Genomic DNA, 21030 nt, shown 5'->3' on the forward strand with positions numbered 1-21030 from the left:
CTCGCTAGCGAGTTGTACTGCCTTCAGTTCAGTTGAGCGGCGACCGCCAGCGCAACCCCTCGAACTTGGCGAAATCCCGGTCACAGGTCACGAATTCGCATCCGTGCTCAATGGCGAGCGCGGCGAGATACGCGTCGGGCGCGAGCTTGCCGGCCACACCCGCCTGACGGCACAAGCGGGTGAAGATCTCCCAGTGCCGGGCCTCCGGGGCGACCAGCACCGCTTGGGGCTGGTTGCGGTAGGCCTGCGCGAACGCCAGTGCCCGGTCGAGCGGATCCGGGGTGAGGTAGACCTTCCGGTTGGTCACGATGCGGATGAAGCCGTTGACGACGAAGTCGCTCACGGCATAGCTCGAGTCACCATTGATCAGATCGTCGAGGAAGGCGGTGTAGCGCTTGTGCTCCACGGCTTCGGCGCGGAAGGCGTTGACGAGGACGTTGATGTCAAGAAGCAGCATCGCGCAACGCCTCCAGCATCTCCGCGTCGTCGGGCTCGAAGACGATGTGCTCCAGCTTCTCGCCGGCGTCGAGCCGCACCTGCACCCACGGCTGGTAGCCGGGCTCCGCGTCCGAAGTGATCAGCTCCACGCGCGGCCGATCGGCCACGCCGGTGGAACGGTTGAGTAGTTGACGCAAGGCGTCCTCCATCACTGAGTTGAGACTGCGTCCGTTTCTGGCCGCGTACGCCTTCGCCTCGTTGAGGAGTGTCTCGTCGATGCGCACCGTGGTCCTCCGCATGACTCCAGCGTCCGCCAGTGACATTTAAATGTCAATAGCGAAGCGTAGTCGAGCGGTCACAATCTTTGCACCATCTTTGCCACCTCACCAACTCGCCACATTGACCTTGCCGTCCGTCGTCAGCTCGACCCGCTGCCCCACCAGCTCCCGCGACACGGCGTCCGCCATCAGCTCCTCCCTGGTCACGTGCGCGTACGCCCGCGCCCCCGACGGCAGGTCGGCGACCAGGATGCCCCGCCACGGCACGCCGTCCTTGTCGTGCGCGACCGTGTATCCCGCCACGACCGCCGGTCCCTCGTACGAGTCCGCGATCGGCACCGGCTCGGCGGTGAAGACCGGCTCCGGCCCGCCCAGGACACCGCCCGGCTCCGTGGACCAGATCGCGTAGGTGTGCTTGGTGAGGTGCATGCCGACCCCGGTGACGAGCCCGTGGCCGCCGCCGGCGCGCAGCAGGCCGGCCATGGTGACGGTGGAGTGCAGCACGTAGTCGCTGGCCGGGCCGCCCGCGTACGGCAGGCCGCCGGTGACGGTGAGGCCGCGCGGGTCCATCGGGTCGAGCTTGATCGCGTCGCAGGCCTGACGGAGCGCGATGGCGAAGCAGCTGTAGACGTCGAGCGCGCGCATGTCGTCCAGGGTGAGCCCGGCCCTGGCGAACGCGGACTCGGCGGCCCTGCCGACGGCCTGCGAGGCGCCGAGCGCAGGCCGGGCGGCCACCTCCCACGTGTCCTCGGCGTAGGCCCAGCCGCGCAGGTGGACGCGCTGGTCGGAGCGCACCCCGAGGCGGTCGGCGAGCGCGGTGCTGGCCAGCACGACCGCCGCCGCCTGGTCGACCTCGATCACGGCCACGGTGCTCCGGTTGTACGGCCAGCCGACGAACCGGTTGCCGTCGATCAGCTCTTCGGGGGTGCGCGGGGTGCGCCGCCAGGCGTGCGGGTTGGCGGCGGCCACCCGCGTCATCGGCGCCATCATGCGGCCCCGGTCGAGCATCTCCTGCTCGATCGTGTGGCCGAGGGCGGCGCGGCGGGCGGTTTCCATGATCGGGTACGTGTGCACGGGCAGGAAGAGCTCGTGCGCCAGCTCGCTGGGGTGCGGCGGCCGTTCCCAGGCGTACGGCGGCCTCGGGTCGGCGGCGTGGCTCCACGGCGCGTGCTCGCCCGCCAGCCGGTACGCCCGGCGGGTGGCCAGGGCCTCGGCTCCGGTGATCAGCGCGGAGTCGAGCTCGCCGGCCGCGATCCGGGCCGCCGCCTCGCCGATGAGCGTCTGCGGAGCGGTGCCGCTGACCTTCGAGTACGCGGTGTGCCCCGGAGTGGCGCCGAGCCGCTCGGCGAGCCGTCCGGTGGGCGTGTCGTACTGCCAGGAGTCCGTGTGGACGATCTGGATCGATTCGAGGCGTTCCACCGGGAGCCGCGCCTGGGCCGCGGCGGCCCGCGCCGTCTCCTCCCACAGGTCGAGCGGTTCAGGGCCGGGCTGCTCGCGGACGGTGCGCTGGGCCGCGCCGATGAGGCAGGGGGTGCGTGGATCCATGCCCCCATCCAACCAGAACAAGATTCGGTTGATAAGGAACGGTTTCGACCAGCACCGGAGGCCGGGCCGAGTGATCATCGAATCCGCCACGCCGGGAAGAACATCTTCCGCGCGAACGTGACCTTCCACCATTTGACCGTCGACCATCGCGAATTGGCCTCGCAAATCCGGCGTCTAGCTGGGATGACGTCATACAATGAAGATCGTTTATAGGCACGTTCCAGCACGCTTGACATGGTTCTTATGCGACGCAAGTCACGCTTGCTCAGATAACGAATCTCCATCCGAGCTGCAATAGCCCCAGTTGATCTGGAAAAATCCACCGTTACAACCTCAGAAAGGCACTTTCATGATCTCCCGGGCCAGGCACCTGCTAGCCGCCGCCGTCAGCGGCGCGCTGCTGATGCTGCCCGCGTTCACCGGGAGCGCGAACGCCGCCGCGGCGAGCCACGTCTTCCACGTCTCACTCGCCAAGACGAAGGCGGACGTGCAGAAGGTCGCCGACTACTGGAAGCCCGAGAAGCTCAAGAAGGCCGACAGCTACACCCCCGCCGCCCCCACCTCGAACGGCTCGCCGAAGTCCGGCACCGCGGGCGGCGGCACGGTGACCAGCCAGCGGATCACCGCCCTGCGCAAGGCGGCCGGCCCGGTCAACGCCGTGGCGCCGAAGACGGGCCGGGCCAGCACGACCGGCAAGGTCTTCTTCCGGCTCGGCGCCAAGGAGTACTGGTGCTCGGCCGCCGCCGTGGCGGCCGGCAACCACAGCGTGGTCGCCACCGCCGCACACTGCGCCTACGACGCACGCCAGGGCAAAGAGGCCGATTCCTGGATCTTCGTCCCGGAGCCGGGCGCCGACGGCACCACGCCGCACGGCATCTACGTGGGCTCCTCGATCAGCATGCACGAAGACTGGGCCGGCAAGAACGACTACGACTTCGACTACGCGTTCGTCACGGTCCACCGCGGCTTCACCTGGGTCAAGCAGGGCAACACCTACGTGGCCAAGGACGTCGGCCGGCTGCAGGACAACGTCGGCGGGCTCGGCCTGGAGCTGGCCAAGAAGCCGCCGCTCGCCCAGGTGCACGCCTTCGGCTACCCCGCCGGCCCGCAGCCCGACGGCAGCAGGCCCTTCAACGGCCAGACGCTGAAGAGCTGCGTGGGCGGCACCCGCAAGGCCGTCGCCCCCAGCCTCGACCTCGACCACGGCGTGCAGCTCCACCCCTGCAACTTCAGCAAGGGCGCCAGCGGCGGCCCGTGGATCACCGGCCTGCACAACAACCTGGGCAATCTCATCGGCGTCAACAGCCTGACCTGGAACAGGGACGCCAAGGGCGAGTTCGACGCGGTGTCCTCGCCGTACCTCACGGCCGCCGCCGGAGACGTCTACCGGCACGCCGCCGCGCAGAAGACCCCGGCAAATGTGATCTAGTTAACAAGTTACCGCTCGGTCACTCCGGGCGATCAGCCCAGACATTGATCTCGGTACGGTCACGGCGGCGTTCCACGCGCCGGCCGCGCCCGGCGGGAACCCGCGTGACCAGGATCGACGCTGTACGGTTCCGGCTGTCCGTTTGCTGGCATCCGGGGCGCACCAAGGCGCCGCGCCAGCGTAAGGCAAAGCCTGGAGTTACCTTGAAGCGAATCCTCCTCCCCGTCGGCGGCGCCACCGTGGCGACCGGCATGCTGCTCGCCGGCCTCAACGGCACCGCGCAGGCCGCCGGCGACGTCGCCAACGACCCCATGGCCAGGAACACCAGCCAGGCGGCCTCGGTCGCGTCCTTCTGGTTCGCCTCGAACGGCGCCGCCCTCCGTCGCGCCACCGCCTACACCTGGGATTCCAAGGACGTCAGGAAGGTCGTCTCCAAGGGCGGCTACAGCCCTGACGGCCGGCCCGGCACCGCCGCCCCCACCAGCGGCAACAAGGCCGCGGGCGGCTCGCAGAACGTCAACCTGCCCAAGACGGTCGGCAAGGTGTTCTTCGTCGACGGCTCCGGCAAGTTCCGCTGGTGCTCGGCCACGTCCATCCAGTCGAACTACCGCAACCTGGTCGCCACCGCCGGCCACTGCGTGTACGACACCGAGAGCAACAAGGCCCTTCTGAACAACTGGGTCTTCGTGCCCGGTTACTACCAGGGCAAGACCCCCTGGGGCATCTACGTCGGCAAGCAGGCCTTCACCCACTACGACTTCGACGTCTACGAGGACTACGACCGCGACTACGCGTTCGTCACGGTCTACAACGGCATCCAGTTCACCGGGGCCGAGCGCGTCAGCCGGCGCGACTACCAGCGCTTCAGCGGCCCCAAGCGGTCCTGGGGCGGCCAGCGCTACATCCTGAAGTCCAGGGACGTCGGCCGGCTCGGCGACAACGTGGGCGGCCAGGGCTTCGCGTGGAACCAGCCCGCCAACCGCACCGTGCGCACCTTCGGCTACCCCGCCGCGCCGCACCCGGACGGCAGCAGGCCGTACAGCGGCGTCACCCCGAAGCACTGCTACGGCAGGACCACCGCCAAGGCCGTCGGCGCCTCCTGGCTGAAGATCAATGAGCACATCGGGCTCAAGTGCGCCGTGACCCCCGGCTACGACGGCGGGCCGTGGCTCACCCAGTACAGCAACGCCAAGCGGGTGGGTTACGTCAACGGTGTGACCAGCACCTTCGCCGACCAGGACGGGAACGACCGGATCGACTACATCACGTCGCCGTACTTCGACGGCGAGACGGCCGCGGTGTACAACGCGGCCAGGAACGTGTGGTCGGGCAAGATCGTCGGCCCCAACGGCGAGCTCTACCGCTGACCCAGTCCGCTTCGTGAAGGGCCCGGCCACCCGCCGGGCCCTTTTTCGTGCCCACGGAGGCTAGGTGTCAGCGCAAGGCCCAGACGGGACAAAACAGCCCAGACGATCATGGATTCCCCGGAACCTGAACGTTCCCTGGCAGAAGACTGGCTACTTAGACGGAGGATAGGTTCCATTCGGTTCCTGTGATCTGAATCACATTTCCCTGACTACAGCCCGTGAGGCGATGCTAACGGAACTTTCGTCCCAATCTTCACACCCCCTACATACCCTGCGAAAACGTACCGACCCGATCACGTACGGCGAACATCTCTGACAGGTCACGGAATGGTCACGGCGATCCGGGTCCATGCCGGACCCGTCGATTCGGCTTCCACCTGCGGAGATCACCGCGCTATGTTCCTTGCTATCCCTTTACTGACGCATGGGGCGCAAGTTGCGGCCCACGACAGACCAAGGAGCAGTTCCCTTGAAGCGCATCCTCATCCCCGCCGGTGGTGCCGTTCTGGCCACCGGTCTCCTGGCCGCCGGTCTGGCCGGTACGGCTCAGGCCAACAACGACGTCGCCACGGACGCGATGGCGAAGAACGCCGCCGCGGCCAAGGCCATCGCCTCGTTCTGGGCGGACAACAACGGCGCTGCTCTGAAGGCCGCCAAGGAGTCCAACGTCTGGGACAAGACGGACGTCACCAAGCTGCAGAGCAAGGGCGGCTACAGCGCCGACACCAAGGCGGGCTCCACCGCCCCGATCGGCCAAGAGAAGAAGACGTCCGCCAAGGTGCAGAACGTCAACATGCCGAAGACCATCGGCAAGGTGTTCTTCGTCAACGGCAAGGGCGAGAAGAAGTGGTGCTCGGCTACTTCGATCCAGTCGAAGTACCGCAACCTCGTCGTCACCGCCGGCCACTGTGTCTACGACGTCAAGGCCAACTCGGACGTCATGGACAAGTGGGTCTTCGTCCCCGGTTACTACCAGGGCAAGTCCCCGTTCGGCATCTACGTCGGCAAGCAGGCGTTCACCCACTACGACTTCGACGTCTACGAGGACTTCGACCGCGACTACGCGTTCGTCACCGTCTACAACGGCGTCAAGCTGGGTGAGGCCAAGCCGAAGCAGGTGGCCAAGTCCGAGTGGGACAAGTACCAGGGCATCAAGGAGGCCAAGGACGTCGCCATCACCGAGGCCGAGTACCAGAAGTGCGTCGACCTCAATGGTGGCGAAACTCCTGACTGCTGGGCCAAGGTCTCCAAGAACGTCGACCTCGTCGGCCCCGACCACCCCAAGGCGGTCATGGCCCTCAAGGAAGTGTCCAAGGAGGAATACGACAAGGCTCCCTCCGGGCACAAGAACGGTGCCAAGGCTCCGACCAAGACGGTCACCGAGAACGTGACCAAGACGGAGTACTGGAACTACAAGGGCCCGGGTTACCGGAAGATCGACAAGGCCGGCAACTTCACCATCACGCACTACTTCGTGAAGTACTTCGTGAAGGAAGACGCGGTCAAGGGCTACTACAAGACCGTCTTCTACATCCTCGAGGGCTTCGCGAAGGACGCCGGCCGCCTGGGCGACAACGTCGGCGGCCAGGGCTTCGCCTGGAACCAGCCGACCGGCAAGTACGTGCGCGTCTTCGGCTACCCGGCCGCGGCGCACCCCGATGGCCACAAGAACTACACCGGCGTTACTCCGAAGTGGTGCTACGGCAAGACCACGAAGAAGCTGGTGGGTGACGCGGCCAAGAAGATCCAGGAGCACGTCGCGCTCAAGTGCGCGATGACCGAGGGCGCCGACGGTGGCCCGTGGCTCTTCAAGTACAGCAACGCCAAGCGTCTCGGCTACGTGAACGGTGTCACCAGCACCTTCAACGACCAGGACGGCAACAAGCGCGTCGACTACATCTCGTCGCCGTACTTCGACGGCGAGACCAACACGGTGTACAAGGCCGCCGCCAACGTGTGGTCCGGCAAGATCATCTAATTTGCGACGCCACTGACGGTCACCCCTTGAGGGATCGTCACCTGTGAGACCCGAAGGGCCCGGCACACCAGCCGGGCCTTTCGGCGTTCCTGGGCCCGGAAAGTGCGGGCGCTTGGACGCACGGGAGACGCGGATGGTGCCATGAACCCATTGTGATGTGCATCACATCAGCGAGAGGGGCGCCGCGGAAGGGCCGCACCGCTCTCGCCAGTCACACTAACAACATCCTTATGCTGATCTGCGGGAACGCCCGGCCGGCGACCTTCCCCCGGCTCCTGCGCTGAAGCGTCTCAAACATCACAGATCGATCACGCCCGACATGTCGCCTCTTTTTCATTCAAAGCGGCTTCCTGTTAGCAAGATCGACACTGTATCTTCCTGGCTATCCCTTTACTGACGCATGGGACGCAAGAGGCGTTCCACGACAGCGCAAGGAGTTACCTTGAAGCGCATCCTCCTTCCGGCCGGTGGCGCCGTTCTGGCCACTGGTCTCCTGGCTGCCGGCCTGGCCGGTACCGCTCAGGCCGACGCGAAGATCACCGACGAGGTCCTGGCCAGCCAGGCCAAGGCCGCTGAGATCCTCGACTTCTGGACCAAGTCCAACAACGCTGCCCTGAAGCAGGCCTCGGCCTACCACTGGGACAGCAAGGACGTCACGAAGGTCGTGTCCAAGGGCGGTTATTCGCCTGACGGCAAGCCTGGCTCCACCGCGCCCATCGGCGAGGAGAAGAAGTCCGCTGTCAAGACCCAGAACGTGAACCTGCCGAAGACCATCGGCAAGGTCTTCTTCGAGGGTCGCGACGGCAACCTGTACTGGTGCTCCGGCACCTCGATCCAGTCGAACTACCGCAACCTGGTTGCGACCGCTGGTCACTGCGTCTACGACGTGTCCGGCAACGCCGAGGTTGTGTCGCGCTGGGTCTTCGTCCCGGGCTACTACGAGGGCAAGACGCCTTACGGCGTGTACGTGGGCAAGCAGGCCTTCACCCACTACGACTTCGACGTCTACGAGGACTTCGACCGCGACTACGCGTTCGTCACCGTTTACAACGGCATCGGTGGGGTCCTCAACACGCCGAAGAGCGTTTCCAAGGCCGAGTTCGACGCCTACAAGGGTGAGAAGGGCGTCAAGGAAACCTCGATCACCGAGGCCGAGTACAAGAAGTGCGTCGACCTCAACGGTGGCGAGACGTCCGACTGCTACGCCAAGACCGCTGAGAAGGTCGACCACGTCGGCCCGAACTACCCGGGCGCCGTGAAGGCCTACACCGAGGTCTCCAAGGAGGAGTGGACTGCCGCTCCTGGTGGCAACGGCAACGGCAGCAAGGCATCGGTCTGGACCAAGAACGTCACCAAGTCGCAGTACTGGGACTACAAGGGTCCGGGCTACCGGAAGATCGACGGTGCCGGCAACTACACCATCACCCACTACTACATCAAGCACTGGGTGAAGAAGGAGTCCGTCAAGGGCTACTTCAAGGCCGCGTTCTACATCGTGGTGCACCAGGTCAAGGACGCCGGTCGCCTCGGCGACGTCGTCGGCGGCCAGGGCTTCGCGTGGAACCAGCCGACCGGCAAGTACGTCCGCACCTTCGGTTACCCGTACGGCAAGCACCCCGACGGCAGCAAGCCCTACACCGGCAAGACGCCGAAGTGGTGCTACGGCAAGACCGGCGCCAAGACGACTCAGGCCGCGAAGTACAAGGTCGAGGAGCACGTGTCCCTGAAGTGCGCCGTCACCGGCGGCTACGACGGTGGCCCGTGGCTCTTCAAGTACAGCAACGCCAAGCGTCTCGGCTACGTCAACGGTGTCACCAGCCTGCTGTACGACGCCGATGGCAACGACCGCTGGGACCACATCTCCAGCCCGTACTTCGACGGTGAGACCGCTGCGGTCTACAACGCCGCGAAGAACGTCTGGTCGGGCCAGATCACCCCGATGCCCAAGTAAGTCGGGTTGATCTCCCGGAGTCGGGGGTCCAAACCCCGGTTCCATCTGCTTCACCCGAAGGGCCTGGCTCGCGCCAGGCCCTTCGGCCATTTCTGATGACATTTCTGACAAGATCCCTGATTGTTTGTGACCAGAGGGACAGGAGTGTCGATAGGGTCGTAACACCCCTTACAGATAGATTTGTGGAGCCATCCCGTGAAGCGCCTGCTCATCCCCCTCGCAGCCGCCAGCCTGGGCCTTACCGCTCTGGCTATACCGGCCCAAGCCGCCCCCCACTGGGTCAAGGACCCTCTGACACCCCAAGCGAAGGACGCCTACGGCGCCGCCTCCTTCTGGCTCGACGCCAACGGCGCGGCCCTCAATAAGGCCACCCAGTACCACTGGGACGCCAAGAAGGTCGACAAGATCGTTCGTAAGGGCGGCACCACTCCCGACGACGGCAAGCCGGGCGCCACGGCTCCTTCGACGACCGGCTCGGGCGGCAAGACCAAGAACGTCAACCTGCCGAAGACCATCGGCAAGGTCTTCTTCATCGACAAGGCCGGCAAGCACCGCTGGTGCTCGGCCACCTCGATCCAGTCCCGCCACCGCAACCTCGTAGCCACCGCCGGCCATTGCGTGTACGAGAGCGGCCAGGACGTCTTCGCCAAGTGGGTCTTCGTCCCCGGCTACTACCAGGGCACGGCTAAGTTCGGTGTCTACGTGGGCGCCTACGCCTTCACGACCTACGACCTCGACACCTACGACGACTACGACGGCGACTACGCGTTCGTGGCCGTACACAACGGCTTCGCGCTGGCCGGCGAGAAGCAGGTCAGTAAGGCCGACTACGACAAATGGGTCGGGGACAAGTGGGCCAAGGACGTTCCCATCGACGAGGCCGAGTACAAGAAGTGTGTCGACCTCAACGGTGGTGAGAGCCACGGCTGCTGGGCCAAGCTCAGCATGACCAGCGACATCGTCGGTCCCGACTACAAGGGTGCCAAGAAACTGGCCTACAAGGAGGTCGACAAGGAGGCCTTCGACAAGGCCTCCAAGGGCACCGGCAACGGCACGCAGGCTCCGGATAAGACCGTCACCAACCAGGTCACCAAGTCGGAGTACTGGGCCTACAAGGGCCCCGGCTACCGCAAGATCGACAAGGCTGGCAACTTCACCATCACCCACTACTTCCTGAAGTACTGGGTCAAGGAGACGTCCAAGACCGACTACTTCAAGACGGTCTTCTACGTCGGCATCGCCAAGGACACCGGCCGCCTCGGTGACGTCGTCGGCGGCCAGGGCTTCGCCTGGAACCAGCCGATGAACCAGCAGACGATGGTCTTCGGCTACCCGGCCGCCCCGCACCCCGACGGCGACAAGCCGTTCACCGGCGTGACGCCGAAGTACTGCTACGGCAAGACGGGCACCAAGACCATCCAGGCGAACATGTTCAAGGTGGAGACCCACCAGGTGCTCAAGTGCTCGATGACCCCGGGCGCCGACGGCGGCCCGTGGCTCATCAAGTGGAACAACTCCAAGCGCACCGGCTACGTCAACGGCGTGACCAGCGTGTTCTACGACAACGACGGCAACGACCGGGTCGACCACATCAGCTCGGCCTACTTCGACGGCGAGACGGCGGACGTCTACAACAAGGCGAACTACGCCCAGACGAAGTCGATCGTCGGCCCGAACGGCGAGCTCCTGCAGTAGTCAAGGGCACTGAAGGTCACTGACTCTGCCCCGTAACCGGTGGTTGCGGTCAGTGACCTTCAGTGCAGTAGCGGTGGAGAGCAGGTTGAGGCTGCCGGAGTAGCGACCTCCCTGCCCAAGCAGTCGCATAGGCTCGCCCATCAGACTGCCGTCCAACGGAATCACCTTGGCCTCAGCTAGCGGTTATGCGTCGTTGTCAGTTAGGCCGGACCAGCCTTGGAGGACAAGGCGGCGAGCCCGGCGCGGGCGTCCGTCAGCTGATACGGGTCGTCGATCCGCGTCGCGATCTGCAGCGCCGCACCGAAGTGTTCCGAGGCCTTCTCAGGATCCCCGCACGCTTCGTATGCACGCCCGAGCCCATTGAGCACTTTGCATTCGGTCAACCGCTCCGGCAGTTCCCGAGCATGTGCCAGAGCCTCCTGTTGCACTCGGAGCGCGTCCATGGGCGTCCCCTGTTGCAGGAGGACCTGCCCAAGGTGGTACAGCGCGAGTGTCTCCAACGCCATGTCACCGAGGTCGCGAGCAATTGTCAGGGCCAGATCTACGGACTCCCGCGCCGCTCGTAACTGCCGCAGGTCAAGGTGGGCCGTGGCCATCTCGAACAAGACGTACGTCTCATCGTGCCGACGGTCTTTCTGGCGGACCCACGCCAGAATCTGATTGAGGTGCTCCATCGCCTGGTGTGTCTTGCCCAGACGGAGGTTGATCTGGCCGGCCAAATAGACGGTGGCCATCTCTCCGGCTCTGTCATTTCTCTCGCGGTACAGCTCCAGTGCCTCATCATTGCTGATGAGGGCAGCGGTCAGGTCGCCGGTTCTGAATAGCCCGAACGCCACGTAGTTCAATGCCTCGGCCTGCAGGCGCTTGTCGCCCGTGGCCACGGCGAGTTCCACCGCTCTTCGTTGGCAGTCCAGGAAGGCGGCATACTCGTTGGATTCCATGAGGGCATGGCCCAGGGCGGTTAGGATCTTCACTTCCCCGCCCCGGTCGCCTAGCTTCCGGACGACCTCCAGCGCGACGCGATGCGTGGTGATCCAGTCATCGATGTGCCGAGCCACGTAGCAGTAGTACGCGGTGATGTAAGCGAGCTGCCAGGCGTGCACCGGCCAGCCGTGCCGGGCTGCGTGCACCACCAGCATGACGGTGTTGTCATGCTCGCTATTGAGCCAGGCCATTGCGCTCTCCCGGTTGGCGAACTCCTTCCCCCCATGCGCGGGGCGCGGAACGGTCGGGGTCAGGAGCATGGCGTCGGGATCGACGTGGGCCATTGCAGCTCGCGCCGCATGCACGTGCCATCCGAGCAGCCGTTCCCATACCTTCGACTGCTCGCCTTCGTCCTCGGCGAGTTCCCTGGCGTACTCGCGGATGAGGTCGTGCATGTTCACTCTCTGCCCGGTCCAGTTCACCAGGTGGGCGCGGGCCAGCGCCTTCAGGCAACGGTGCGTGGTCTCCGTACTCTGGTCGGTCATGGCCGCAAGGGCGTCGAGGCTGAGGTCGTGGCCTGGGTGAAGGCTCGCGATGCGGAATGTGGTACGTACAGGTTCAGGCAGCGTCCGGTAGGAGGTGGCGATGGCGGCGCGTATCCCCGAGTGGGGATCCTCCACGAAGTCGAGGGCTTCGAGTCGGTTGCCGGTGCGGAGCCGGGTCACCAGGTCGGTCGCCGTCACCTCGGCGTCGCGGAGCTGCGCGGCGGCTAGGCGCAGCGCGAGAGGCAGATAGCCACATAGGGCGGCCAGTTCCGTGATCGACGCTGGATCGTGTTCACCGTCCAGGAGGCTATGCAGAAGCGTCTGCGCCTCCTCGGGAGGGAGCATGTCGAGAGTGACGACTTTGACGTCGTGGGTGACGGTGAGTCCACGCAGCGTGTCCCTGCTGGTGATCAGCACCCGGCTCGTCGGCGAGCCGGGAAGTAGTGGGCGGACCTGGTCGGCGGTGGCTGCGTTGTCCAACACGATGAGCATGTGCTTACCGGCGACGGTCGAGCGGTACAAGGCCGAGCGTTCGTCCACGTTCACGGGGATCTGCGTTTGCGGCACGCCGAGCCCTCTGAGAAGCTGCCATAGCGCTTGGCCGGATGTGACTGGCGCGCTCCTTGAATAACCGTGCAGGTTCACGTACAGATGACCGTCGGGGAAGCAGGCGGCCCGGCTATGCCCCCAGTGGACGGTCAAGGCGGTTTTGCCGACACCGCCCGCGCCCGTGACAGCGGCGATCAGCAGGCTGCCACCGTGTGTGGACAGGAGCGTGTCCAGTGTGGCGAGATGACGCTCGCGGCCGGTGAAGCGTACGGTGTCGGCTGGCAACTGCCGGGCTACAATGTCCAGCCGCAGTTGCGTCTCCCGCTGCCGTACCGGATCAGCAAGCTTCGCGGTGTCCGGGTCACCAGCAAGAATTTCCTCGTGCAATCGCTGGAGTGCATCACCGGGCTCCAGCCCGAGCTCATCTCGGAGGCATTGGCGCGCCAGCCGGTACTCCTCCAGCGCGTCCGCGCGCCGGCCGTCGCGATGTAACGCGATCATGAGCTGAGCGCGGAAGCGTTCGCGTAAGGGTGCCGTGGTGATGAGCTGCCGAAGCTCACCAATCAGTTCCACGTGTCGCCCCAGGGCCAGGTCCGCCTCGATGCGATCAGTGAGGGCGGCCATGCGCAGTTCCTCCAGCGCGCGGCCCTCCAGTCTCTGGAACTCGAGGCGTGTGCCCGCCAGCGCAGGCCCTCGCCACAGGTCCAGCGCGACGCGCAGTCGTTCGGTGGCCCTCCTCATGTCTCCCTCAGCCCGGGCAGCGTCCGCGTCGGCAACCTCAGCGAGGAAGACCGCCAGGTCTGAGCCACGCGGCGGAACTTTCAGCGCGTAGCCTCCGGATCTGGTGGTCAGGGCCGCCCCGGCGGCGAGGACGCGGCGCAGGGACCACAGGTGATGGTGCAGTGCTCTGCGCCCCGCGGCCGGCGGCTGGTCGCCCCACAGCGCGTAGAGCAACTCGTGGTGCGGCACCACCTGGTTCGCGCGCAGAACGAGGAGCGCGAAGAGAGTCCGCTGTTTCTCGCCGACGATCGGCACCATGGTCCGGTCATGCCAGACCTCCACCGGTCCCAGGACGCGAAACATCAACTTGGCTCCCTTTCTCGGTCATGGTGTTCCCGGCCGTGATTCGCCCAGTCTCGGCACCCACATCAGGCGATAACACTTTTACACACAAGATCATGACAGAGTCGAGAGAGCCTCCACAGCACCACCCTCCATGCTGCTTTATGTCGGTCTTATCTCCTCCGATCGCCTACCGATCAATACCTTGGAGGTTGGATGCACATCCGCCGAAAGGCCTGTTTAGCCGTGCCCGGCAACAGGCGGACCTGGCGACGAGCAACCCTCACAGCCGGGTTGGTGACCTCGCTTCTCTTATCCCCCGGCTATGTGGCGCAGGCCGCCGGCTCGTCATCCATCACTACGCCCACCCCTGCCCCTGGGGCCGAGAAGGCTCCTCAGGTCACCGAGCGCGCCGACCGCGTCTCCGCTGCCCTGAGTGCGCGTCTGCAGGGCAGCCGGGTCCTGGTCACTGACGAGACCACGGAGATCAGCCTCACCTACGTCAACCCGGACGGCACCATCACCCTGGAGACCTCCTCCGATCCCGTACGCGTCAAGAAGGACGGCAAATGGACGCCTGTGGACACCACACTCGCGGTGTCCGGCGGGTTCCTCAAGCCCAAGGCGGCTCTGGCGGACGTCTCCTTCTCGACGGGCGGCGCGGAGCGGACCTTCGCGCAGCTGACACGTTCCGACAAGGAGTTCTACGCCCTCACGTGGCCCACTCCCCTACCAACGCCCAAGGTCGAAAGCAATAAGGCCACCTATGCCAACGCCGCGGGCCCCGGTGCGGACCTTGTCCTGACTGCGCTTCCCACTGGCTTCCGCCATGACATCGTGCTGCGCCAACGTCCCAGTGGCCCTGTCGAGTACAAGATCCCTGTCAAGACCGGCGGACTGAAGCTCACCGAGACCAAGCAGGGCCAGCTGAAGCTCACCGACGGCAAGGGCAAGACCGTCGCTTCGGCGCCCGCACCTGTGATGTACGACTCGCCCGGTCAGGCCATCAAGACCGACAGCTCCCGTAAGGGGAAACTGGAGACGGAACTCTCCGCCGAAGGCGATCAGCAGTTCCTGGTGCTCAAACCCGATCCTGAGTTCCTTTCCGACCCACGCACCCGCTGGCCCGTGGTCGTCGATCCCACGCTGACGCTGAACGTGCAGTCCTACCGGACCCTGTACGCGCCGTGCGACGACGGCACCCAGCTCACCTCAGCCGAGATGGTGACCGGCATCATCGACGGCTACTGGGACTGGGAAGGCTGCGGCGCCCACAGCGAGGAGGAACAGGACGTCCCCGCCCGGGCGCTGGTGAAGTTCAACACCTCCAGCCTCGTCGGCAAGCACGTGGTCAACGCGCGCCTCGACCTCAACACGACCATGGTGGGCTACGAGGAACAGCCGGCCTGTCCGGTCGGCCGGAAGCTCACGGTCCGCCGTCTGACCGGAACGTGGTCACCCAGCACCGTCCGGTGGAGGAATCAGCCCGCGACGACGAACGACGGCTCCGTAACCACGGCTCCGCCCTCCGCTTGCCTCGGCGCCAGCCTGGTCGAGGACGTCATGTGGAGCATCCCGATCACGTCGATCGCCCAGGCGTGGGCCGACGGCGCGGCAGGCAACGGGCTGCAGCTCAAGCTCGACGACGAGGCAACGGACAGCGGCAACTTCTACTGGGAATTCAATCCCGTGACGCTCTCCCTGACCTTCGGCAGCACCCCGTGGACGGAGAACTTGCGGGCCGCGCCGATCACGGGGAACGACGGAACCTTCTACACGAACACCCTCACACCAAACCTGTGGGCGGGAGCCAGGGACGGCGACGGCGGGCTCCTGAAGGTCGACTTCGAGGTCGAGCACGATCCGGCTGACACCGCGCACGGTACGGGCGCCATCTGGAGCGGCTCTGTCGACGGCGTTCAGGCCGGCCTGAACGCTAAGATCAAAATACCTGAAGGCAAGATTTCGGACGCTTGGCAGATCCGTTGGCGGGCCCGCGCCTCCGACGGCATCGAGACCTCCGAGTGGTCGCCCTGGCAGAAGATCACCGTAGACACCACTCCTCCCACGCTGGTGTCAGGCAGCACGGGCTGCTCCCATCCCGAGGGTTCGTGGAAGCCGTTGGACTGGAACGGTGACTCTCAATGCTTCATGAACTCCTACGCAGACGATCTCGACGGCTACCAATACGGGATCGACGACCCCACGATGCCGAAGACGCTGGACAAGTACAGCGGAGAGTTCTCCATCTCATCGCTTTCCACCGGTTGGCACACCATTTACATGAAAGCCCGCGACAAGGCGCACAACACCTCTCCGGTCTATAAGACGAGCTTCGGGATCGGGGTTGGCGGGCTCGTACAGCACGCCTCCCGTACGTCGAGGGCGGTGACCTTGGAGACCGCCGCCGCACCCGCCAAGACCAAAGTCAGCTACGAGTACCAGATCGGTGACTCCGAGGACAGCCCCTGGGCCATGTGGCTACCTGTCCCTCCCCAGGACGTCACGGTGCCCGGTTCGGGACAGCCACTGGTGTCGTGGCCCCAGGTCCGCACGGACACCTCGCAGAACTTCTCACCCCTGATCTGGGATCTCGCGAAGACGCTCCAGGGCAAGGCGGACGAAGGAGGCAAGGTCCAGGTTCGTGCCTGCCTCTTGGGCGCCGCCGATGAGGAGGAGTGCTCGGACCCGATCACTGTGCTGCTCGACCAGAGCGCCTTTGGCGGCTCTTACGCCACGGCCGACATCGGCCCCGGCAAGTTGGCGACGCAGAGCGGCGACTTCGCCCTGGAGGCCACTGACACCAGCCTCTTCGACACTTCCATCAAGCGAACGCACACCACCCTGCGGCCGGAGGCCGACCGCCCGGACGAGCAGCTCGTCGAGAACAAGGTGTTCGGACCGGGATGGCGGGCCGAGTTCCCCGCGCCGCCCACCAGCGTGCCCAACTTGGCCCCCTCGGGTGATGGCGAGTCAGGCGCGCTGCAACTGATTGGGCCCGACGGCTCGACCTGGACGTACGTCAGGCGCGGAGAGAACTTCGTCGGCGTTGGCGACGCGGCCGACGGATCCCTCATCACCTTCGACTCCGGGCAGATGGTCTTCACAGATGCGCTCGGCAACAAGACGACCTACGTCAAGGTGAACGGGAGATGGGTGGTCGCGCGCACGGAGACACCCGCTACCGAGTCGGCCACCACCTACTACCGGGACGGCCAGGGGCGCATCACCCGTGTCCTTACACCGGTCGCCGCGAACGTGGCCTGCGGCGACGTCCTGGCGGCCGGTTGCCGTGCCATCGATCTGTCGTACGCGACCAGCACAACGGCCACCGGCGTTGCCTCGGGCTGGGGAGACTACACCGGCCAAGCCAAGAGCGTGACCTACACGGCGTTCGACCCCGCCACAGGCGCGATAAAGACGACCGTGATGGCCGCGTACACGTACGACTCAACAGGGCACCTGCGCCAGGTGACCGACCCGCGCACAGGTCTGGCGGCCACCTACTACTACAACGCGGAGGGCCGGGTCAGCCAGTTCACACCGCCGGGGCTCGCGCCCTGGCGCTTCGGTTACGACGGTCGCGGCCGGCTGATCGACGTGCAGCGGGAAGGTGGAGACACCGACCCGACCATGGCGATCGTCTACGACGTGCCCACCGGCGGTACAGATGCGCCGGTGGATCTGACTGCTGCCCAGACCAGCAGGTGGGGGCAGGCCACCGACCTGCCCGTGACGGGAACCGCTATCTTCCCCGCGTCGCATGTGCCGCCGCGCCAGGGTGAGACGTATCGTCCCGGCGCCTCTGACTGGGAATACGCCTCGCTTGTCTACACCGACGTGGATGGCCGGTCGGTCAACACCGTCCAGTATGGTGCCGGAACCTGGCAAATCGGCGCGACCCGGTACGACGACAAGGGGCGCACCGTGTGGGACCTGGAGGCGGGCAACCGGGCACAGGCCCTGGCGCCGACCGAGGACACCGACCCGTACGTGAGTGGAAGGTCCGATTCGGCCGCCCGCGCCGACCTGCTCGCCAGCGTGTCGACCTACACGAGCGACGGCGACCTCAGCACGGAGTTGGGGCCTGCTCGACTGATAACTCTGGCTGACGGACGTCTGGTGTCAGCGCGAGCGAGCACGACCAACGTCTACGACGAAGGCAAACCGTCCCAGGCGGTCACCTATCGGCTGGTCACCACCAGTACCTCCAAGCCAGTCATCCTGGACGGGACGGCCACCCCGACGACCGCGGACAGCCAAGTGGTCGAGACCGGGTATGACCCGATCGGCTCGGGCGACGCCTCAGGGTGGAACCTGCGCAAGGCCACCTCAGTCACAACCGTGGTGCCGGGTGGGACCGACGTCGTGCAGCGCATGCGGTACGACGCGGCCGGGCGCGAGTTCGAACGCAGAATGCCGGCCTCCGCAGGTGCCGACGCCGGCACGACGGTCACCCGCTACTACACGGCCGGCGCTCAGCCCGAGGCGGCCGAGTGCGGCAACAAACCGCAGTGGGCGGGCTGGATCTGCCGGACCGGGCCGGCCTCTCAGCCGACAGGCTCCCCGATACCGTCACGCTCCACCACCTACGCCTACTACGGTGACAACGCCGTACGCACCGACACCTCCGGCAACGTCACGCGTACAGTCACGATCACCCATGACGCCGCAGGGCGGGTTACGGCCACCGAGACGCAGGTCACCCCGGAGGGCGCGGGCGGTGCGGTCGTTCCGGAATTCACCTACACCTACAGCCCGACGACCGGCCTGCCCAGCCAGACGACCTCCGGCGACCAGACCATCACGCAGGAGCACGATGCCTTCGGACGGCTGATCTCCAGCACCGACGCCACCGGCAACACCGGCACTGTCACCTACAACATTGACGGTCAGATCGCCACAACCCACGACGGCAAGGGCCAGATCACCTTCTCCTACGACGGCGTGGACGCCTCCGGCCGGAAGGAGCACCGCGGGCTGGTCACTCGCATCGACACGGGAGCGGGGGTGTTCACCGGCAGTTACGACGAAAGCGGCGGGCTGAGGACACAGGTCTACCCCGGCGGCCTGACCGCCACCAGCCGCTATGACTCGGCCGGCGTCCAGATCGGCCTGCAATACGCCAAGAACGACACCACCTGGCTCTCCTACACGGCCGTCCCCGACATCCAGGGACGGGTGGCCCAACGGCAGGGACCGGGCGGCAGCACCCAGAAATACCGATACGACGGTGCCAGCCGGTTGGTCGAGGTCGAGGACACGTACGACGGGACCTGCACCACCCGCCTGTACTCCTTCACCCCCAGGACGAACCGGGCCTCGCAGAGCGAATATCCCTCGACCGGAGGATGCAGCACCACGGGAACCCCTGTTGTCCAGAACTTCGACTACGACGCGGCCGACCGCATCGTCACTGGCGGTTATGTGTACGACAACCTCGGCCGGACCACCACGTTGCCGGCCGAGCATGCGTCCGGCGGCTCCGACGTGACCCTCGGCTACTACTCCGACGACCGGGTCGCCACGATCACCCAAGCCGGACAGAGCAAGGCCTTCAGCCGAGACCCGATGGGGCGGGTCACCAAGACCGTCACGACCGGCGGCCCCAAGCCCGGCACCACCGTCAACCACTACAGCGGAGCGGAGGACAGCCCTGCCTGGATCAGCGAGACCGACGGCTCCTGGACCCGGAACCTGCTCGGTCTTTCCGGCCTGGCCGCGGTTCAGCGCAGCGATGGCAGTGTCATCCTGCAACTGGCCAACCTGAACGGTGACATCTCGGCGACCACCACCTCTGCGGGGACCGGGATCAGCAGCTACACCGAGTACACGGAGTACGGGGCGCCGCGGCCTTCGGCCGCGGACTCGCGCCGCTACGGCTGGCTGGGCAGCTACCAGCGGGACGGCGACGCCATCGGCGGACTCGTTCTCATGGGGCGCCGTGTGTACAACCCCGTCACTGGACGCTTCCTGCAGCTCGACCCGGTGGAGGGCGGCAGCGCGAACGCCTACGAGTACTGCAGCGGAGACCCGATCAACAAGACCGACCTCGCAGGCGAGGACGACTACCTCGGCGGTCGCGGCGAGTGGTCCGACATCAAGAGCGAGCGCGCCACCTTCGAGGAACAGGTCATCGGGACCGCCTTCGCGGCCACCTGCCACGCGCTGAAAGTCATCTGCGGAGACTGGATCTCGTTCACTCTCGAAGTGCGTGACTATTACCGCACGCACACCCAGGTCAAACATTTCCTGGAACGCAGGACGATAACTAGGATCACTTGCAGTAGGTCCATAAAGGGCGCATGCATAGGCCATACCACCGTGAAGATACCCCAGACCAGAAAGCGGACAGAAACCACAGTCACCAGCTACCACAAGAAGGTGAGCGTCCACACATGGAGGTCGGGCAGTGTCGTACTCATGCGGCGAGTGATCGACACGGGCTGGCGAGTGACCGGTCGTAAAGTGACCTTTACCTACACTGCGTGGGTGAGCTCGGCAGGCCCGTACAAGGCAAGCTTCCCCTGACCATTCCGCATCCTCACCCCTCCGATGCCGCACCTCCGGTGCGGGCAGTGCGGTGTCGGAGGGGGCTCGGCAAGATTCACCCTCGCACCCACGGAGGACACGTGCAGTCCACGCAGAACCCCCCTATGCCAGGATCGGTACGGGCAGCTCGCGCGATCATGTGCGTTCAGCTTCTCATGCTGATCCTGTTGACTGTCGTCCTGTTCCTGCCGCTCGCGCTCAACGGCATCCTGCTTCCCAACTTCTTCTACGGGATCGGCGGGGCCGCGCTCATCGGCTTGCTGATCATTATGATGAGGACTCGAGGGCGGTGGGTGCGATGGGCCAGTGGAGCAGTTCAGCTCGCGGTGGGTGCCAACGCGATCGTGGGGCTGTTCGGTGGCCTGAACGTCGGATCGTTCGCCGGACTCGCGCTGGCCGTGGCGGTCACCACGCTTCTGCTGAGCTCTTCCTCCGCTGCATGGTTCAGCGGTGCCAGATGAGGGCGTCGAGGAGGTCAGCGATCTGAAGTTCAAGAAAGGGTGTCGCCAGGCCGGGTGACCATGTGAGAGGCACAACGAGCGGACCATTGACTGTCGATGGTCCGCTCGAGTGCCTCGGGCGGTTTGCTCGGTTGAGCCGTTTCTCCTGGAACCTGCCTAGGCAGGGCGACCCCAGCCGAACCACCCTGACGCCCCGACCTTGACGGCGATGCCGACCAGTCCAGGACCCGAGTCGTTGGCGCCGGTCTCCGGGCAT

11 protein-coding genes are annotated in these 21030 nt (G+C 65.6%); 7 read left to right on the forward strand and 4 right to left on the reverse strand.

Translation table 11 applies throughout. The features are described 5' to 3' along the window. Positions 1-28 precede the first annotated feature (28 nt). From ACZ6YG_RS41595 to ACZ6YG_RS41605, 3 genes are all read right to left on the reverse strand, one after another. Positions 29-457: a type II toxin-antitoxin system VapC family toxin gene (locus ACZ6YG_RS41595; RefSeq protein ID WP_364236994.1), complete on the reverse strand. Its 429-nt coding sequence runs from the start codon at positions 455-457 to the stop codon at positions 29-31. Then, positions 444-722: a hypothetical protein gene (locus ACZ6YG_RS41600; protein WP_364236996.1), complete on the reverse strand. Its 279-nt coding sequence runs from the start codon at positions 720-722 to the stop codon at positions 444-446. Before ACZ6YG_RS41600 ends, ACZ6YG_RS41595 begins: the two co-directional genes overlap by 14 nt. A gap of 99 nt (positions 723-821) precedes the next feature. Continuing rightward, on the reverse strand, positions 822-2261 hold the full coding sequence (locus ACZ6YG_RS41605) for an acetyl-CoA synthetase (RefSeq protein WP_466020979.1): 1440 nt from the start codon (positions 2259-2261) through the stop codon (positions 822-824). A 349-nt stretch (positions 2262-2610) separates the two neighbouring features. Here ACZ6YG_RS41605 and ACZ6YG_RS41610 point away from each other — a divergent pair, with 349 nt between their 5' ends. The 5 genes from ACZ6YG_RS41610 to ACZ6YG_RS41630 all read left to right on the forward strand — a co-directional run bounded on the left by ACZ6YG_RS41610 (position 2611) and on the right by ACZ6YG_RS41630 (position 10681). After that, positions 2611-3690 carry a trypsin-like serine peptidase gene (locus tag ACZ6YG_RS41610; RefSeq protein ID WP_466020980.1) on the forward strand — a complete coding sequence of 360 codons (1080 nt, stop codon included), beginning with the start codon at positions 2611-2613 and terminating at the stop codon, positions 3688-3690. A 203-nt stretch (positions 3691-3893) separates the two neighbouring features. Next, the gene (locus ACZ6YG_RS41615) at positions 3894-5057 is read left to right on the forward strand and encodes a trypsin-like serine peptidase (RefSeq protein WP_148029359.1); all 1164 of its coding nucleotides are present in this window, start codon (positions 3894-3896) and stop codon (positions 5055-5057) included. 469 nt (positions 5058-5526) lie between these two features. After that, on the forward strand, positions 5527-7035 hold the full coding sequence (locus ACZ6YG_RS41620; protein ID WP_466020981.1) for a trypsin-like serine peptidase: 1509 nt from the start codon (positions 5527-5529) through the stop codon (positions 7033-7035). Between the two features lie 442 nt (positions 7036-7477). Beyond that, positions 7478-8986: a trypsin-like serine peptidase gene (locus ACZ6YG_RS41625; RefSeq protein ID WP_466020982.1), complete on the forward strand. Its 1509-nt coding sequence runs from the start codon at positions 7478-7480 to the stop codon at positions 8984-8986. A 195-nt stretch (positions 8987-9181) separates the two neighbouring features. Continuing rightward, on the forward strand, positions 9182-10681 hold the full coding sequence (locus ACZ6YG_RS41630) for a trypsin-like serine peptidase (protein WP_466020983.1): 1500 nt from the start codon (positions 9182-9184) through the stop codon (positions 10679-10681). Positions 10682-10881: 200 nt separating this feature from the next. Here the strand turns inward: ACZ6YG_RS41630 and ACZ6YG_RS41635 are convergent, their stop codons facing one another. Next, complete coding sequence (locus ACZ6YG_RS41635; RefSeq protein WP_466020984.1) at positions 10882-13782, reverse strand: AfsR/SARP family transcriptional regulator; 2901 nt, start codon at positions 13780-13782, stop codon at positions 10882-10884. 276 nt (positions 13783-14058) lie between these two features. Here ACZ6YG_RS41635 and ACZ6YG_RS41640 point away from each other — a divergent pair, with 276 nt between their 5' ends. After that, positions 14059-20292 (forward strand): DNRLRE domain-containing protein, encoded by a 6234-nt coding sequence (locus ACZ6YG_RS41640; RefSeq protein WP_466020985.1) that lies wholly within the window; start codon positions 14059-14061, stop codon positions 20290-20292. 176 nt (positions 20293-20468) lie between these two features. Then, the gene (locus ACZ6YG_RS41645; protein ID WP_466020986.1) at positions 20469-20774 is read left to right on the forward strand and encodes a hypothetical protein; all 306 of its coding nucleotides are present in this window, start codon (positions 20469-20471) and stop codon (positions 20772-20774) included. Positions 20775-21030: the final 256 nt, after the last annotated feature.

The sequence above is a fragment of the Nonomuraea sp. NPDC054003 genome, from assembly GCF_055585125.1.

Bases quoted from the DNA above. Each gene is read 5' to 3' on its own strand.
- ACZ6YG_RS41645 (WP_466020986.1), top strand. From the start codon at position 20,469: ATGCTGATCCTGTTGACTGTCGTCCTGTTCCTGCCGCTCGCGCTCAAC.
- ACZ6YG_RS41635 (WP_466020984.1), bottom strand. From the start codon at position 13,782: ATGTTTCGCGTCCTGGGACCGGTGGAGGTCTGGCATGACCGGACCATG.
- ACZ6YG_RS41610 (WP_466020980.1), top strand. From the start codon at position 2,611: ATGATCTCCCGGGCCAGGCACCTGCTAGCCGCCGCCGTCAGCGGCGCG.
- ACZ6YG_RS41605 (WP_466020979.1), bottom strand. From the start codon at position 2,261: ATGGATCCACGCACCCCCTGCCTCATCGGCGCGGCCCAGCGCACCGTC.
- ACZ6YG_RS41595 (WP_364236994.1), bottom strand. From the start codon at position 457: ATGCTGCTTCTTGACATCAACGTCCTCGTCAACGCCTTCCGCGCCGAA.